Origin of the sequence: Anaeromusa sp., assembly GCF_028691475.1 — a bacterium.
Classification (GTDB): domain Bacteria; phylum Bacillota; class Negativicutes; order Anaeromusales; family Anaeromusaceae; genus Anaeromusa.
Map to the genome: position 1 here is coordinate 33,030 of NZ_JAQUZF010000008.1, position 16,826 is coordinate 49,855.

The following is a 16,826-nucleotide window of genomic DNA, read 5'->3' on the forward strand; positions in this document are numbered from 1 at the left end:
GGTGAGTGGGTATGAGTTATGGCCCGGATGATTTTTTGAGTGAATTTAAGAACCCTCCTCAAAAAAAAGAGTATAGTCCAGATGATTTCTTAAAAGAATTTGGCCCAAAAGATGACGGAGCCCTTACTCCGTCTATTCCTACCGGCTATGAAGGGATGGAATACCAGCGCGGTAGCAATCCTACGGCGGAAGCGGCAAGCAAGCATGTAGCCAACCTATCTGCTGATTTTGCTATGGGTTTTGGCAATCTCATTCAAGGCACTGGCAAGGGTATGGAGTGGGCCGGTATTCCTGGCGGTCAAACGGTTTCCGAAAACGGCCAGGGCATGATCGACAATATTGCTGACCCAAACAATGCCAGCCAATTAGGACAATATGGCGTTGCTTCCGATGTGCTCCAATCCCTGCCGTTCACTGTTGCTACTATGCCTATGGGCCTTGGCGGCGCTGCGCTTGGCGCGCGCGCTGCCGCCGCTCTTGGCGGAAAAAAGGTTGCCCAAACCATTGGCACCTTCGCCGGTATGGGCATTCCTACAGCAGCCTTTGAAGGTGGTACGGAAGCCGGAGACGCTTATCAGCAGGCGCTAAAAGAAGGACGCAGCGAAGAAGAGGCTAAAAAAATAGGCAACGAGGTATTTGCCAAGAACTTGGCTTTTCTTACGGCAAGCAATGCGCTCCAATTTGCACCGTTCACCCAAGCGGGACGAGCTGCGCTTGGTAATATCGTTCCTGGCAGGGTAGCGGCACTTGCGGAAAAAGCACCGGCTTGGATGAAAAGCAACAAAGCCAAGGTAGGAGCTACGGTTGGCGCGGAAATGGGTTCGGAAGGCCTGGAAGAAACATCACAGGAAAACTTCAAACGTGGCTCTCTTGGGCAGGAAACGCAATGGAATCCTGCAAACTGGGACGAAGAAATGCAGCGTAACTTTAATGCCGGTGCCGCTATGGGCGGCATGTTTGCTGGGACAGCTCATGTTATGGGCAGCGGCCGCGAAGCGCTTGAACAGCAGCGGAATAACGCTCCTGACCCAGCGGCCCTTCTTGATTCGGTTCGCAATCAGCAACAAAATTCCGAACAGGTAACGCAAGATACATCCGTTCCTTCCTTCTCGGTTAGCGACAGCGCCGACTTTGAAGGGGTAACACCTACCACGAAAAACGCCGTCTATCAGTTGATCCGAGAGTATAACCAGCGTTACAGTGATGATCCTCTTACGATCACAGACGGTCTTCGCCCAGCTGACGCTGCCTACGGTAGCCCTACGAGCTATCATAAAGCCGGTACGGCGGTAGACCTATGGAGTCCGACAATGATCTCCGACAGCGAAGCCGGTTCCGAACGACGGGCGTGGCTTGAAAAACGCGCCGGAGAACTTGGCTTTGGGGAAGTCTTAAACGAAATCGACCACCCAACCGAGTACACCCAAGGCGCTCATTTCCACATTGCCAACCCTACCGGAGAATACCAGGCGGCAACGCCGGGAACCAAGAGCTCCGTAGCATCTCCAAAAACCGCTGCAGCGTCTTCGGCTGCTATTATGGCCAAAGCAAAAGCCGCCAACGAAGCAGCCTTTGCAGAAAACGAAAAGGCATTGGCTAATTGGAACGCCGGTGCCAAAGAATATCTGCAGCAAGTGCAAGCCGATCCGGCCACGGTGGCGGACATTACCAAGATGCTTGAAGCCAACAACATGCAGGATATTGCCAAGAAAGCGCAGGAAATGGGATACCAAGCAGAAAAACCGGCTAATCTGGCAGCGGATACAAAGGCGCAGGCCGAAAACATCATGGAAACCACAACCGACCCGGAACAAGCGGCGCTTATTCAAGAGCAGTTGGGGTTAGGCCGCGAAGGTCTTGTGAACCTCTATACGGCTCTTAATGCGCCAGTGGCAGAGCAAACGGTCAATGCCCAAAAAGCAACCTCGCAGGATTCCCAAACGCGCCCGGCACAGCCTCTATACAGCGACATTCACGCCGGAACCAAGGCCAAGCTCAATACAGCAATGGATCTGGAACAAGAAGCAGGCAGGCTTTTAGCCATTAACCCAGCTTCGGAGCAAGGACTTGCTTTGGCAAATAAAGCCAAACTATTCCGGCAAAGCGCTGCAGAGGATGTGCGTGCCGCTTCGGCTACGGAAACCGCTTCGCTGCAAGCGCGGCAACAACAACCAACGCAAGCCCCAGTAGCACCGGCAACCAACAATCTTCGTTCGCAAGTAATGCCTGACTTACTGCAAGCGCTGCAAAAGGCGCAGGCAGTTAAATTTGACCAAGCAGAAGAAGGTTCCCTTAATGCTGCAGTTCAAAGCGAAGAAAGGGCACGGCAGGAGCAAGAAGTAACACAGCCATTCGTTCAAGGAAAGCAGAAAGATGCGCAAAAGAGCGCTGAAATAGCAAAGGTGGAACCAATCCATGAGAACACCACAACCTCGCAGCGTGAAAACGCCGCAAATCAAATTCAAGACCCCGAACCTCAACCGAGCCAAACAGCAGCAGCGCAAGAGAACGTAACCGACCAAGCTCCTTCCAACATGGAAGAAGCCTTGGCGGCGCTTCCTGACGCGCAGTTAAACCAAATTGCCAGATTACTGAAGATCAGAAAAGCCGGCAGCAAGAGCCGCAACGGTTTTATCGAGCGCATTGTTGATTCGCACGGCAGAAGCGAATTGCTTGCTGCTTACGAGAAAGTTGTTGGGGAAAAGAAAGTCCCCAGCGAAACGCCTACAAATAGCCCTGCGAGCGACGTAAAAAACAACACTACCGAGAAGACGCAAGAAGAAGAAACTCCTCGTAGCGGCAAAGCAGCGCAGCAGGAAGCCGAAGTAAGTGGAAAAGAAGAGCATCCTGCCAAAGAAGAACCACCTTCTTCCGAACAAACGAAACCGCAAACCGCTCTTGATTTTGACGTAAGCCGCAAGGAAGCGCTCAAAGCCAAACTTCTGGCCAAGAGCAAGCCTAAAAAGCTGGTCAATGTGGTGGATGATAGTGACGCAGCTCTTGCGGAAGCGTTGGCAGACTTGAAAGGGAGCTTAGATAACCTTTCCGCGAATCCTATGTTTAACCCGGACCTTATGGGAAAAGCCTTACGCGTGGGTCTAATCTATGCGCAGCGCGGCGTAAATAACTTTGCTGATTGGTCTGAAAAGATGACTGGCGCAGCTGGCGATAAAATCACGCCCTACCTGCCTAGTACATGGAGCATGATAAACAGTTTCCCGGAAGGGAAGAAGTTTGACGCCGATACGGTAAATGAACTGTTTGAATACGCTGGTATTGCGCATAAAGAAGGACACACCACCGAAGAAGCGCTGAGCAAAGTTATTGCAGAAGATTTAGGCGAAGAATATACACCTTTTGCAAAAATGGCGTATAATGGAATTAAAGGAATGGTGAATGGAGGCGATCACGATGTTCATGGCAGCGCCAACGGATTGGCTTCACGAGATGGCAAAAGGAGAAATCAAGACAGCTTGGGGAGAGATGCTGAAAGCGGAAGACCCGATGGCGGAAGCGGACAAAGTGTTTTATCGCCTACGGAAAAGAGTGGGAAACAAGGTGGCGGTAGCGTTCGTGACAGTAGCGCCTCTCTTAGCAGAGAGGTTGGCCATAGCGGAGTACAGCATGAAGAATCCGGCGATCAACGAACCGGAGGTTCTGAGTTATCAAGAAGCGTTAGGGATAGCCTGCGCGGAGAATCCTTCCTTGACGACGGAAGAACTGGACAAACTGTTGCATCTACTCAAAACCGATCCAACCATGAAGCCACTCCAAAAAGAAAAACAGAACTGAAACAAAAGGCAGGCGATCTTGAGAGCATCAAGAACGACCTGCCTATGTTATTGCCAGAACAGCAAGAGGATGTACTCAAGGCCGAAAGGCGCCTGCTTGAAACCGGCGGCCAAGGGATGATGTTCACCAACGGCACCGGCACCGGGAAAACCTATACCGGCCTTGGCATTATCAAGCGCTTGTTTGACAGCGGCAAGAAGAATATCTTAATTGTGAATCCTGGGGGCACTGTCACTTCGCAATGGATTGATACAGCGCGTGATGATTTTGGACTTACCGTAACCGAACTGTCTTCCACGAAGGATAAAGGCGAAGGCATTGTTATTACCACCTACGCCAACTTGGAAGCCAATAAGGAACTGGTAAACCGGAATTGGGATCTGGTTGTTGCCGATGAATCGCATAACCTCATGCAAGCCGAAACCGGCAAGGCCACGGGGGCTTTGGAAAATTTAAGGGCCATTACCTTGAATCCGCGCTCTTTCTGGGAGCGTTTTAAGTTGCTGCATCGAACCTCGAAAATTCGCTCGTTGGAAATGGAAATTGCCAAGAAAGAGCGTGCGGTCAGCAAGCTATCCAAAGAAAATGACCCTGCATCTAGGAGCAAGGTTAATTCTCTCACTATGGAGATTTCCCAGCATAAAGAAGACATTTCTGAAATTTATGCCAAGATGGAAGACAAGCGCAAAGCTCTGGTGGAACAATGGAAAACAATCCCGGCCGACCAAAAGCCGAAGGTAGTTTTCCTTTCGGCTACTCCCTTTGCGTATGACAAATGCACGGACTACGGCGAAGGGTACTTGTACGATTACCCAGGAGAATCGAAGGGCGGCTATAATTCCGCAGGCGGACGCGATAGCTTTATGATGCAGCATTTTGGCTACCGTATGCGTTATAACAAATTGACCCGGCCGGACGCGCAAGTAGATAACCGTGTTATGGAAGTCGCTTTTCACGAATGGCTGAAGAGTACAGGCGTTCTCAGCGGCAGGGCGTTAGAGGTAAACCAAGACTATGACCGTGGCTTTATCCTGGTTGACGGCGGTATTGGCAAGAAGTTTGACGAAGGTTTTGATTGGCTGAGCGACAAGAAAAACGGAGACTTCCGCGAGCTGTACGACGTACTGCGCAAACAGTTTAACGGCAATGCCTGCAAATACTTGCTGGAAAGCATCAAGGCCAAAGAGTGTATCCCACTCGTCAAAGAGTATCTGGCAAGCGGCAAAAAGGTAGTCTTATTCCATCAATCCATGAAAGCGAAAAAAGCCGTGCATCCGTTCCTATTGGGCCACGGCAATCACGAAGAGAACGTCTTACATCAATACGAGTTGTTCAAGACCAAACGCCCTGACTTGTTAGGGCTAAACGTAGCGTCTTTACTTTCCCCGAGAGAAACGCTGCAAAGCGCCTTTGGCGACGATATTATGATGTACAACGGGGAAACCCCTAAGAGCGAAAAGGATGATATAGTACGCCAATTCCAGGACGATAACAGCGGCAAAAATCTTATCTTGGTACAGCAGGACGCAGGCAATGCGGGTATTAGTCTGCACGACACAACTGGTAAGTATCAGCGTGTGCTGATTAATTTGAGTATGCCCACGCGCCCGATTTACGCCACACAGATTGAGGGCCGCATTTATCGCGTCGGTTCGGCCAGCAATGCTATTTTTCGCTACCTTTCCACTGGTACGGCCATCGAGCGCTCGCTGTTCGCCAGCACCATTGCCAGTCGCGCCTCTACGGCGGAAAACCTGGCTATGGGTAACCAAGCCAGAGGGCTGCGCGATTCCTTTGTAAACCTCTACATGGAGACAATGAGTGACGATTGGCAGCGCCGGCTGCCCGGAGACACCGAGGAAGGAACTGGCGGCAAGGAAATGGACGCTCCTGGCAGAGCCGGTGATCTCACCGAATTTGAACGGGCTAAGAGTTTCTATTTCGGCAGACAAAAAAAGAACAGCCGTAATAAAGCGCAAGAAGGGAAAGACTACTTTGCCACCCCTGAGCCTCTTGGCTTAAAGATGGTGGAGTGGGCCGACCCGCAACTTGGCGAAAGTGTACTAGAGCCTTCCGCTGGTCATGGCGCTATCAGCCGCTTCTTCTCGCCTAACACTACCAATACGATTGTTGAACCCAGCGAGCAGTTAGCTTCGCAAGCGCACATGGTCACGGACAATGCCAAGCTAGTCAACGACACCTTTGAAAATCTAAACCTCGTGAATAAGTTTGACGCGGTTGTCATGAATCCGCCCTTTGGTACAGCAGGGAGGACCGCTATTGACCATGTAGCCAAGGCCGCCAAGCACCTGCGAGACGGCGGCCGCGTGGTAGCGTTGATTCCCGAAGGTTCGGCTACCGACAAGTTCGATAAATGGTACGAGTCAGACGAAGCCAAAGGCTTGCATATGGTGGGCGAGGTTAAACTTCCTTCCTGCACCTTTGAGCGCGCCGGAACGAGTGTTAGAACGCGCATTGTGATACTGGAAAAACAAACGAATCCAGAAAACGCCCAAAACATCCAGCAGAAAAACATTGATCTTTCCAATTCCGATTCCATAAAGGATCTGTTTGACCGCATCGAAAATATCACTATGCCGGATCGGCAGGAAGTGAAAGAAAAGGTAAAAGAGGATGCTGGGGAGAAGCAAGCAGAAGCGATTGAACCGGAAGGAAAGTACGCCGTAACCGGCAACACCTACGCCGTAAAGGATGAACTGAGAAAATCTGGTTTCCGCTGGAACCCGGAGCACAAGGCCTGGGTTGGCGATGGGAATGCGGTTGAAAAATTCAAGGATCACGCCAGTGAGGGAGAACTAAAGTCTCTTAGTTTTATTCGCAAAGACGGAGACGATAGTTACAAAATCAAGCGCAGCCAAGATGCTTCCGATGATGAAGACGCTTTTTCTGACGAAGACCTAAAAGAGCTCCTAGCTTATCGAGGCCAAAAAGTAAACTTTGTTCCCGAAGGAAAAATCAATTCCAGCGAGCGTGCTATTGCTTCCGTGGGGGAAACCATGGGCGTAAAGGTGCGTTTTTTTGTTGGCGCCTCTTCCTTGCGCGGCTTCCATTTTGGAGACGTGACTTACATTAACCGTAATGGCAATAGAGGGCCAGCGTGGACGTTCTGGCATGAGCACATGCATTGGCTTCGCAACAACGATGAAGAACTTTACCAAGATGTTTTGCAGGCCGTGGAAGACGCTTCTCGCGTCACTGACAAGCAAGTAGAAACCTATCGGGACACCATTGCGTTTGGAGATAAAATGGAGCGTTCTGCAGTGGTGGAGGAAATGCTTGCAGACGAGTTGGCGGACGCCGTATCGCGCCGTGGACTGCTGGAAAGTATTGCAACTCAGGACAAGTCTTTATTCTATCGCCTGGGCGAGTTTTTCCAAAAGGTAATTGCTAAGTTGAAGGCCGCTGCTTCTGGGCAAGAAGAGCAGAGGGACAGTCATCTAAACCTTGCGCAAGTAAAAGCCCTGGAACAGCAGGTAAGGCAATCTTTTGGTTTGGCTGCCGTAGACGGCAAGCGGTTATATACAGACCGCTCGAAGTTCCCGTACAAGGAAGTGCCGGCGTATAGTAGTGAAGAACAGGAAAGCGAGCAGCGTAATGAAGAGGATACCGACATTCGCTACTCCGCTGATTCCTCCAATGTGAAACAAACGTTGCAAAAAGCATGGAAAAAATTTATGTTGAAATTGGGACTGAAAACGGGGTGGAGAGCAGGCGAAAACGTAACGGTTGAAAAAGAAAAAACCAGTACCAATGTTCTAAAAACACTTACACTTTCACCTTCCCACCTAGCTAAGTTGAATCCGGCTATTCGCGTTATTTACAACCTTGCCTTAAAATCTACCGAAAGAAATGAAATGCTTCGCAATAAAGCGGATCGACAGCTTGAAAAAATCGAGAAATTAGTCAAAGGAAAAGGAGAACGGCAAAAACTCATCAACATCTTAATGTCTGGTGATATGTCTGAAATAGAATGGACAAACCAAGAACTTCGCAACCAAGGGCTTGCTGAAAACATCATCAAAGCATATCGGTTATATCGCGGTTTATCTGATTATTTTTACCGATTAGCCAATAATATGCGTCAACGTGCGGAAATGAAAAGTGAAAGCATAGATCTTACCGGAGACAAAGACAAAGACGAGAAGATTATCGCTGCGGCTAAGGCGGCCATTACGGATACTAAATTCAATGAAATTGTTCATGAATCTCGCCCTGACGCAAACCGCTATGTTATCACATGGAGAGAGCCAAAGACCTACAAAACCGAAGATGCGCCAATGACAACAGCCGCATTGGAAGAATTGCAAAACAACCCTGACGTACAGATCACTCGTATTCAAAAAGCTGGCGGCGGTGCTATTCTACCAGGAGCTATGGCGGTCGTTCGCAATGATGACATTGTATATGTATCGTATATACAGCAAGCATCACCGATCAACAAGCGTAAGGGCCATGTTCGTCACTTCTTTGAATCGTTTATCGTTTACGAGAAAGGGAATGACGGAAATAAATCCATTGCTAGCTTTGGTTCGCTTGCAGCTGCTTCGCGCTTTGCCAACAAACTGGACAAATCCAAAGAGTATATTATCAAAGGCAAGACGTTCCATATGCCGGGAGCTGCGGAGGCTGCTGCCACAATAGGGGATGCGGAATATTTTCGCATCATGAATAAAGTGGAAGATATGTTTGAAATCTCTAGCGGCGAAGCAAAAGTCTTAATGGATGATCTTGTTCGCATGAAGAATAAGCATCGGTTTTTGGGTAGCGTCCTGCATCGAACAGGAGCAGACGGCTACGAGCAAGACGCTCTGTGGGCCATGCGCCGGCATACCCATGAAGTAGCCAGGTATGTAGCGCTAGACCCCTTTAAAAGCAAATCCAGAAGCTTCTTTGAACGCTGGTACGGAAAATGGGACGGTAAGCATACGGGAGACGCCGAATTTTTGAAGGGGTTTATTAGTGATGTAAACGGAGAACCAACTAGACTGGAAGAATGGGCAGACAGTATCATCAAGGAATTTCCAGTAATAGGAGATTTCACAAACATGCATGGATATAGCCGTCCCACGATGTCACTGTGCAGCACCGGTATGAAGTGGACTGGTATTATGAAACTTGGTTATAGTGTTGCGGCCGGTATGGTGAACCTTACACAATGCATTAATGCTGCTGGGAAAATGGGGAGCTACCGAGCGCTGGCTGGTGGCTTTAAGCGGCTCAAAAAACTATCCTTGGCAGATGCCAGGATTCTTAAAGAGTCTGGGGTGGAAACAAACATTGGTTTTTCCGACTTGGGGGCTGGATACACCGCATCTTCTCGTTACAAAGGTGGCGGTGGGAAAGTATCGCGAACCCTTGATGCTTTTGGAAATCTAGGAATGCTGTTTTTTGGCAAAGTGGAGAAAGTTAATCGTGCTGCTACCATTTTAGGGGCATATCACCAAGGGATAGGAAAGGGAATGAGTCGCCAAGAAGCTTTAAACTACGCCAAGGAGATCAACCTAAAAGCCAATTTTGACTACGGAATACACGATACACCTCGCTTTATGCGTATGGGCGGACCCGTTACGCAAGCCATGTTCCAGTTTAAAAAATATCCTGTAAAACAAATGGAACTAATGTGGGAGTTTATGCCCTGGTCAAACAAAACGACAGCTGGGCAAAAACTTAGACTTTGGTTGCCGCTAATGGCTATTTCTGGTGTTTGGGGAATTCCTGGGTTCGCCTTGTTGGTTGGCCCTACACTGGGGTGGTTGTTAAAGGTATTGTTTGACGCCGAAGGGGATGATTGGGAAACCATCGTTAAAAACTACACGATAAAGGCGGCTGCCGGTAACAAGGCCCTAGAGGCTGGCGTTAAAGTAGCTTGGTACGGCGTTGGCGCTTTTGCCGGTATCGACATCTCGAAACGCGTAGGGATTGGTGAGGCCGGAAGTATGCCTAGGATGCCTGATAGTGCTTGGGAATTTGTAATGTCGACTCTTGGCGGACCGGCCGGAAGCACGCTTTATGGTTTCGTAACGAAGTCATTTAACGCGGACCCCGTTGGAGCTGTTAGTGCGTTGTCTCCGGCAGCTGGTGGATTAGTTGCAGCGTGGAGAGGCCACAAAGATGATGATAGAGGCAGACCTAAAACAACTTACGATACGGTCAAAGAACGGCTTATCCGCGCGGCAGGATTTAGAACCATCCAGGAAGCCGAAGAAAGCGATGCCAAGCGAATTGACAGCTCCATAAAGAAAGACGACGCCAAGAAGCGTCAGAAAGCTATTGATGCATACGTTAACAATCCCACAAAGGAGAACAGGGATAAATTGCGTGAGCTTCGCGTATCTCCTTCTTCGGTACGCACGGCGGTTAAAAATCAGTCATTGACAGATTATGAACGGTCTAGAAAATCTATGACAAGAGACGAAAGGAGGCGCACACAATACCTTGATGACTTTGTAGAGTAATAAAGACAGTTGGCAGATAGTCAGCGCGATGGTATACTGAAGGCAGACAAAAAGCCGCTACCCTCGGCAAAAGGGCAACGGCTAATACAGGGATAAGGATCAGCGACGGCTTAGCCAGATGAAAGCTGCTATAGCCACCACCCGGATAACCACGTCGTTGTCGAAGAGGATGTGGATCTCCAAGGTGTGTCACCTCCTTATTCTGTTGTTGGAGCCTTCCTGGGCGAACAGGTTGGCTCCTTTGTCATTATAGCACAAGCGTCCTTCGGGGCGCTTTTTTCGTACCCGGAATGCGGCTTCTAATTATTTTTGGTTTGCCTCTTGACTGTCTATGTTGTAATGTAGTAATATGGTTACAAGAAGACAGGAAGGAGGCGAAAGATGGAGAAAGCCATCAATTTTAAGGTTGATGAAGAATTTTATAAGCAGATAAAAGTAAAAGTAGCCCTTGAAGGGAAAACCTTAAAGGACTACATAATCGGGCTTATAAAAGCAGACCTTGAAAAAAACCAAAAATAAAAGGAAGCCGCTCTCCCCGACCAAGAGTTAAGCGGACTTCCCACCAGCACGCCTCTCCGAAAAGAGGTTAGCCTTGCTATAAGCATAGCACGGATAAACCTTCTTCGGCAAGGCGTAGCACGAAGGAGGATTTTTTATGACCAAAACAGTGGAATTATGCGTACAGGTGCGGGCAATATTCCCGGATAAGGATAACCGCGATGCCCTGATTGAGTCTTTGCAGAAGCAATATGAAAGTGGAATGATTGAAGAACGCATTAAGGATATGTTGATGGAGTGTTTGAACGAAGAAGGGAAGGTATTGCAATGAGCGATTTAGTATTGGCAAAATCGGAAGTTTTTAGGGGCGTAACGTGCGATTTTTGGCGCAATGAAGATACTGATAGTTATTTTATGACGTCTGACCAGCTAGGGAGCGCGTTAGGCTATGCCAATCCCCGGCAAGCAATCAGCAAGGTTGTTGACCGAAATGCCTACTTGCGAACGGAAGAGTTTTCAGGTGTAGTCAAAATGGGTACACCTTCCGGCGAACAAGAAACTCGCGTATTCACAGAAGATGGAATCTATGAAGTAACTATGCTTGCTAAAACACAAATAGCCAGAGAATTCCGCGCCAGGGTCCGCAAGATACTCAAAGAACTGCGCAAAGGAACTGTTAAGGCCTTCAAACAAATCGACCCGGCCATAATCGAAGCTCGCAATAAAAACGCGCAGGCTCGCTTGATGAACGCTCGGCGCAAGGACGCGGAGTTCTTGATTCAGAAAGCAGATAGCCTGCACCTTTCGCCGGTGGCTGCGGAGCTGCTGAAAATCAACGCGGTGGAAATGATTGCAGGGAAGGGGGTTCTTCCCAGACCGCAGGTGGATCGGCTCTATAGCGCCAGCGACATTGCATTAGAGGCGGGAACCAACCGGAATAACGTGGGTAAAGCAGCCAACGCCAACAATCTCAAAACAGACGAATACGGTATGATGGTCCTTGGGCAATCCGAACACAGTGCCAAGCAAATGCCTACCTTCATGTACAACGAGAAAGGCAAGGCCAAGCTGCTGGAAATTCTCAAAAAATGATCTCATTGATAAGCCGCTCTTAACAGGGCGGTTTTTTCATGCCCATTTTACGGCTAGGAGGCGCGTTTATGGATACCAGCTAACCCAAACTAATAAACTTGACTCTATTCATTTACGGAGGTGACGCATGGAGTTTTTGTTAAACATCATTTCCCGAACCAAAACAGAAGTAGACGCATGGGCCATTTGTTCAGCGGCAGGCGGGTGCTTGTCGTTTCTCGTCGGAGGTTTTGACCAGGCCGCACAGGCATTGATGGTTTTGATTATTGGCGACTATATCACCGGAATGCTGGCAGCTTGGAAGACCGGCACACTATCAAGCCAGAAGGGGTTTATGGGCATACCGCGCAAGGTGGCAATTATCCTGGTTGTGTCGCTTGCCAATATGCTTGATTTAGGAATGGGCCTGAATCACTTACTGCGGGGCATGGTTATTTGTGGGTATGCCGGTATGGAAGGTCTTAGCTTGCTGGAAAACGTGGATCGCGCAGGGTATGGCGGCTACATACCTGTTTTCCTCCGGACTAAACTGGCGCAATTACGCGAAGAAAAAGGAGTGGCTAAATTATGAAAATCTTTATTAACCCTGGGCATGATGTGAACAGAGATTCCGGCGCGTGCGGCTATGACATGCGCGAAGCCGATGTAGTTCTGGACCTGGGGGAACGGGTCAAAGCATATCTTGAGCAAGCTGGCTATGAAGTTGTATTGCTGCAAAGCGACAACCTAACCGGGGAGACGCCGGACCTTCCGTGCGTATGCGACGAAGCCAATGCCTACGGGGCCGATTTATTCCTCTCGATTCACTGCAACGCCTGCAATGGGGAAGCCAGAGGTATTGAAACGCTGTGCTTTAGCCTTGGTGGCGACGGCGAACGCTTGGCCAAAGCCGTACAAGGACGTCTTGTGGAAACGCTGCAGGGCATTGACAGCACCATCCCGGACAGAGGTATTAAGGTTCGTGACGGCTTGGCTGTGCTGCGTGCCACGAACATGCCTGCAGTCTTGGCAGAAGTAGCGTTTATTGATTCTACAGAAGACGCGGTGTTGCTGAAAAACAACAGAGACGATATTGCCAAAGCGCTGGCTTGCGGTATTAGTGATTTTTACGCACAGAAAGGGGAATAAAAATGGTCGGCCAACGAGTCTGCATTTTGCGCGGTAAACATCACGGTCAAGCCGGAGAAATCATTGGCCTGGCCGAAAACGTAACCGGAATAAAAAAACCTGTTTATTGTGTGTGGCTCGGCGGCACCGACGCCGCCTTGTGCTGCGCAGAAGAGATGGAGGTGGTTCCATGGCCGGATTCATGTCCGCCGCAGGATTCGCGCTGATTTTGCAATATGTACTTTATATCCACAGAGGCGGGAGAGAAGGAACTGCCTTGGGAGTTCTTTCTTTGGTTGGCGGTGCTTTGGGTCTTTCGCTCCTTGGCACCGCTTCTCTTTGCGCGTTGTTTGGGAAAGGGTGATGATATGACCGACGAAGAATTAAAGGCCGCCATGGAGCGATTAAGCGGCACTGCTGTCGGATGGTCAAAGACGAAGATTGCGGCTTGTGGTGGTGCCATTCTGCTCGTGCTGGCCCTAATTTGCGGCCTGGCATGGCTGTGGCAAAAAAACACCGCGCACGAAGAGGCGCTGCAAAAGGCGGCGGTGATGACAGCGGCGCAGGCAGCTAACTCTGACTATCTGCAAAATGAGTTGAAGATCAGCAAGCAGAACGCCGATGCAATGGCGGCGGCGGTCAAAGCGGCACAGGCAGGAAACCTTGCTCCGTCTGTTACGTTTGTGCAAACAGCGCCGACAGTTGACCAGGCCGCCGGATCGGTGGCGCAGCGCATTAACGATGGTGACAAGACGCTGCCGAGCATGGCTTTAGAAAAGACGGATCGCACCGCCGTGGTGCCGCAGGAAGTCGTAAATAAAGACGGCAACAAGGAATGGAAAGTCGATGTGATGAAGGTCAACCTATACCGCAATTGGGAATGGTCCGCAGGGTACGGGCGGCATGGTGGCGATAGTTATATTCCCATTGGGTTGCAGCGCAACTATAGCAAGGACAAAGCGTTAGCTGCTGAGTACCATGTTGGCGGCAAGAGTGGCTATGAAATAAAGTATGTGGTTAAAACCGATAAACTATTCGGTTTGTTCTAACCATTTTTCCGATGCCGGCAATTTGGTAAGGACATTAATGCCCCTACCAAATCCATTTGAGCATTTGCTCATTTGGTGGTATGATATCTACAGAGGCTAAACGCGCCGTAGACGTGCGGAGAAACGTGTCTTAGCAACAAACGCTTTCGGGTAATGCCGAAAACCGTTTACCGAGGGTGCAGGTTTGGATTGTCCTCCTTAGTTGCAGCCTCGCATTTGCATGATTGCCGCCGGTTGTCTTTTGACGCTGGCGGCTTTTTCTATTTTGGGGTATTATGGGGTATACCCCAAATTGTACCCCAAGACGTTTTTCAAGACGTTTCAATTTGTTTCCGATGGAGGTCTAAAAAGCCTTATTTTACTGAGTAAGTTTAAATCAGTTTCAACACGTTTAAGTGTGTTTTAGGTTGAACTGTTAATTCGCATTCAAAAGGTCAGGGGTTCGATTCCCCTCGTCTCCACCAATTTGGCGCAAATTTGTATACGACATCTACGGTAGTCTGTTTTACCGTGATCGAGTCTACAAATAATTCTAGTACAACCCGGACTTTGTCCGGGTTGTTTTTGTTATCTTTGAGAATAAATGCGCAGTCATCAATTACGGCCTCGATTTGATCGCGCCCGACTAATGATGCTGCCGCTGCGGATGCCCGCTGAATTTTTTTGGTCATTGCTTCTTTTTGCTTATCGATCTCTTTGAGCCGATCGGCGATAGCAGAAGAGATTCCCATCGTTTCAATTGCATCCAAAAGTTTCGCTGCCTTTCTGTCTAAGGCGGCGATTTCTTTTTTTATGCCCGCAATGTGGGAGGTATAGATTTGGCTGTAGGTGTTTGCGTGGTCTTCTATGTTTTGCGCCAATGCTTTGCGCTTTACTGGATCGTTTAGATGTTCAAGCAAGCACTCAACTACATATTCTTCAACTGTTTCGCGTTTAATTCTCCCGACCTTGCATTTTTTGTCGTTGCAGCGGTAATAGACATATAGAATGCCTTTTTGATTGCGTACGCGACCGCCGCACATTGGGGCGCCACATTCGCAACTGATTAGGCCGGAGAGCAGGTACGTTTCAATTTGATTAGATTGCTTTAATCGCTTGGCATATTTATCTCGCACCATTTCCCACGTAGCACGGTCAATAATAGCCGGTATCGCGTTTTCATATCGTATTGCATCAGGGTTATTCATATGGCTGTTCCTGGGGCCGCTACGGCCTCCTGTGACCTTTCCAAATACATAAGTTCCAATGTATTTTTCGTTACTTAAAAGATCGGAAATTGAGTTAGGTGTGAATTTGTTTTTCTTTTTCGTTAAGTGGCCGGCTTCATTCAAGGCTTTTATAATAGCAGAGAATGTTTTCCCTTCTGCTCGCATCCGAAAGGCCATCCGTACTGCTTCTGCTTCCTGCTCGTTGATCTTTAGCTTTCGATCCACTACATCATACCCAAGGGGCGGGGTTCCGCCGTTCCAGAGTTGCTGGTGCGCGTTTTCACGATGGCCCTTTTTTACTTCGCCTGCCAAATTTCGCGAATAGTAGGCGGCAAATGATACCATGATTCCTTCCATCATTTGTCCTTCTGGGGAATCGTCGATATTTTGAGCCACATATTCATAACGAATGTTATATTTTTTGAGCTGTGTTTTGTGGTAGTAGTAGTCAAATTCGTTTCTGGCGTTACGGTCAATTTTATGAAAGACAATAACATCAAACATTTTCTTTTTTGCATCGGCCATCATGGACTGGTACTCTGGACGGTTGTCATTGGTCGCTGTCTGGACGCGATCAATGTATTCGTGTACAATGCGATATTCTTTCTTTTTGCAATACTCATAAGCAGCACGGAGCTGCGCGTCGATGGATTCATCTCTCTGGTTGTCAGAAGAATAGCGAGCGTAAACTGCTGCGTTAATCATCAGTAAATCCTCCTTGATAAAACTAGAGAGCAGCATATGAGCTACTCTCTTAATGATTATAAGTCTCGTATTTTGTGCCATTTTTTCGGGAAGCCCATTTTCGATAAAACTTGGTTTAGGTTAATAGTTTTTAAAGAAGACTTGAGTGTAAATAATTCTCCCCAAACCGCGTCTACAAGATTTTTATATTCAGAATCTCCGATGAAGAATTTTAAAGTTATAAGCAATGCCATGCAATCTCTTTTTCCGCGAATGAAATCTCCGTGGACGTTTGTAAGCAAGTTCAGACTAGTATGATACTTAGTGTCAGCAATAATGTTAAACTTGCTGCAATACAAACGTTCATCGTGGGCGCAAATATTTCTGGCAAGCGCTAAGAACTTGGTGAAAGTTCCTAGCTGAGTAGCATTGATCTTGAAGGAACGTGCAACATTTTCTTTGTCGATATCCTTTAATACGGAAATCCACATGCTAATTCTTCCAAAGGTCAAAATGTTTACGAGAACCCATGGCGGTACATATCCGTGGTTTGTAATATAGTGAGATATAGCACTATGCCTTTTTGCTTTGTCGGCTATGTCGGAATGAACTGATGCTATGAACCTGGTAGAGTCTTTTATGCAATCATGATCACGCCTGGACAAATTTGATAGTTTTAAGTATTTATTTTCTGTGTATTGCGAAGCAAAATAATGAGATAAGACAGATTTGATATTGTTTTCAACTATAAGAATCTTATCTAAAAATAGTTTTCTTAGCGCTCTATCAAATTTATATAATGCATATATTTCATCAAAGGTGCATCCATCTAAATATTTTTCATCATCGTTGGGCTTTAGAAAAAGTTGTTTATAACCATTGATAATATTAAAATAATTTTCCTTGAAAAGAATTTCCTT

The 16,826-nt window shown here is 48.1% G+C and carries 10 protein-coding genes; 8 read left to right on the top strand and 2 right to left on the bottom strand.

Annotation, left to right across the window (positions count from 1 at the left end; all coding sequences use genetic code 11):
* Positions 1-11 precede the first annotated feature (11 nt).
* The 8 genes from PHF27_RS02570 (at position 12) to PHF27_RS02605 (ending at position 14,014) form a co-directional block, all read left to right on the top strand.
* Positions 12-10,268 (top strand): DEAD/DEAH box helicase family protein, encoded by a 10,257-nt coding sequence (locus PHF27_RS02570; protein ID WP_300065608.1) that lies wholly within the window; start codon positions 12-14, stop codon positions 10,266-10,268.
* A 381-nt stretch (positions 10,269-10,649) separates the two neighbouring features.
* Entirely contained in the window at positions 10,650-10,787 is a 138-nt protein-coding gene (locus PHF27_RS02575; RefSeq protein ID WP_300065610.1) for a hypothetical protein, read from the top strand.
* A gap of 136 nt (positions 10,788-10,923) precedes the next feature.
* Complete coding sequence (locus PHF27_RS02580; RefSeq protein WP_300065612.1) at positions 10,924-11,097, top strand: hypothetical protein; 174 nt, start codon at positions 10,924-10,926, stop codon at positions 11,095-11,097.
* A complete protein-coding gene (locus PHF27_RS02585) occupies positions 11,094-11,858 on the top strand; it encodes a Bro-N domain-containing protein (protein WP_300065614.1) in 765 nt (254 codons plus the stop codon). Before PHF27_RS02580 ends, PHF27_RS02585 begins: the two co-directional genes overlap by 4 nt.
* A 127-nt stretch (positions 11,859-11,985) precedes the next feature.
* The gene (locus PHF27_RS02590; RefSeq protein WP_300065616.1) at positions 11,986-12,429 is read left to right on the top strand and encodes a phage holin family protein; all 444 of its coding nucleotides are present in this window, start codon (positions 11,986-11,988) and stop codon (positions 12,427-12,429) included.
* Positions 12,426-12,986 (top strand): N-acetylmuramoyl-L-alanine amidase, encoded by a 561-nt coding sequence (locus tag PHF27_RS02595; protein ID WP_300065618.1) that lies wholly within the window; start codon positions 12,426-12,428, stop codon positions 12,984-12,986. Before PHF27_RS02590 ends, PHF27_RS02595 begins: the two co-directional genes overlap by 4 nt.
* A 2-nt stretch (positions 12,987-12,988) precedes the next feature.
* Entirely contained in the window at positions 12,989-13,192 is a 204-nt protein-coding gene (locus tag PHF27_RS02600) for a hypothetical protein (RefSeq protein ID WP_300065620.1), read from the top strand.
* Between the two features lie 69 nt (positions 13,193-13,261).
* Positions 13,262-14,014, top strand: coding sequence for a hypothetical protein (locus PHF27_RS02605; RefSeq protein ID WP_300065622.1), 753 nt, complete (start codon positions 13,262-13,264; stop codon positions 14,012-14,014).
* 434 nt (positions 14,015-14,448) lie between these two features.
* Here the strand turns inward: PHF27_RS02605 and PHF27_RS02610 are convergent, their stop codons facing one another.
* Positions 14,449-15,927: a recombinase family protein gene (locus tag PHF27_RS02610; protein WP_300065624.1), complete on the bottom strand. Its 1,479-nt coding sequence runs from the start codon at positions 15,925-15,927 to the stop codon at positions 14,449-14,451.
* Between the two features lie 56 nt (positions 15,928-15,983).
* A partial coding sequence (locus tag PHF27_RS02615) for an Abi family protein (protein ID WP_300065626.1) occupies positions 15,984-16,826 on the bottom strand: 843 nt, incomplete at its 5' end.

Coding starts and splice junctions, on each gene's coding strand:
- PHF27_RS02600 (WP_300065620.1), top strand. CDS start 12,989: ATGGTCGGCCAACGAGTCTGCATTTTGCGCGGTAAACATCACGGTCAA.
- PHF27_RS02610 (WP_300065624.1), bottom strand. CDS start 15,927: ATGATTAACGCAGCAGTTTACGCTCGCTATTCTTCTGACAACCAGAGA.
- PHF27_RS02585 (WP_300065614.1), top strand. CDS start 11,094: ATGAGCGATTTAGTATTGGCAAAATCGGAAGTTTTTAGGGGCGTAACG.
- PHF27_RS02580 (WP_300065612.1), top strand. CDS start 10,924: ATGACCAAAACAGTGGAATTATGCGTACAGGTGCGGGCAATATTCCCG.
- PHF27_RS02575 (WP_300065610.1), top strand. CDS start 10,650: ATGGAGAAAGCCATCAATTTTAAGGTTGATGAAGAATTTTATAAGCAG.
- PHF27_RS02590 (WP_300065616.1), top strand. CDS start 11,986: ATGGAGTTTTTGTTAAACATCATTTCCCGAACCAAAACAGAAGTAGAC.
- PHF27_RS02570 (WP_300065608.1), top strand. CDS start 12: ATGAGTTATGGCCCGGATGATTTTTTGAGTGAATTTAAGAACCCTCCT.
- PHF27_RS02595 (WP_300065618.1), top strand. CDS start 12,426: ATGAAAATCTTTATTAACCCTGGGCATGATGTGAACAGAGATTCCGGC.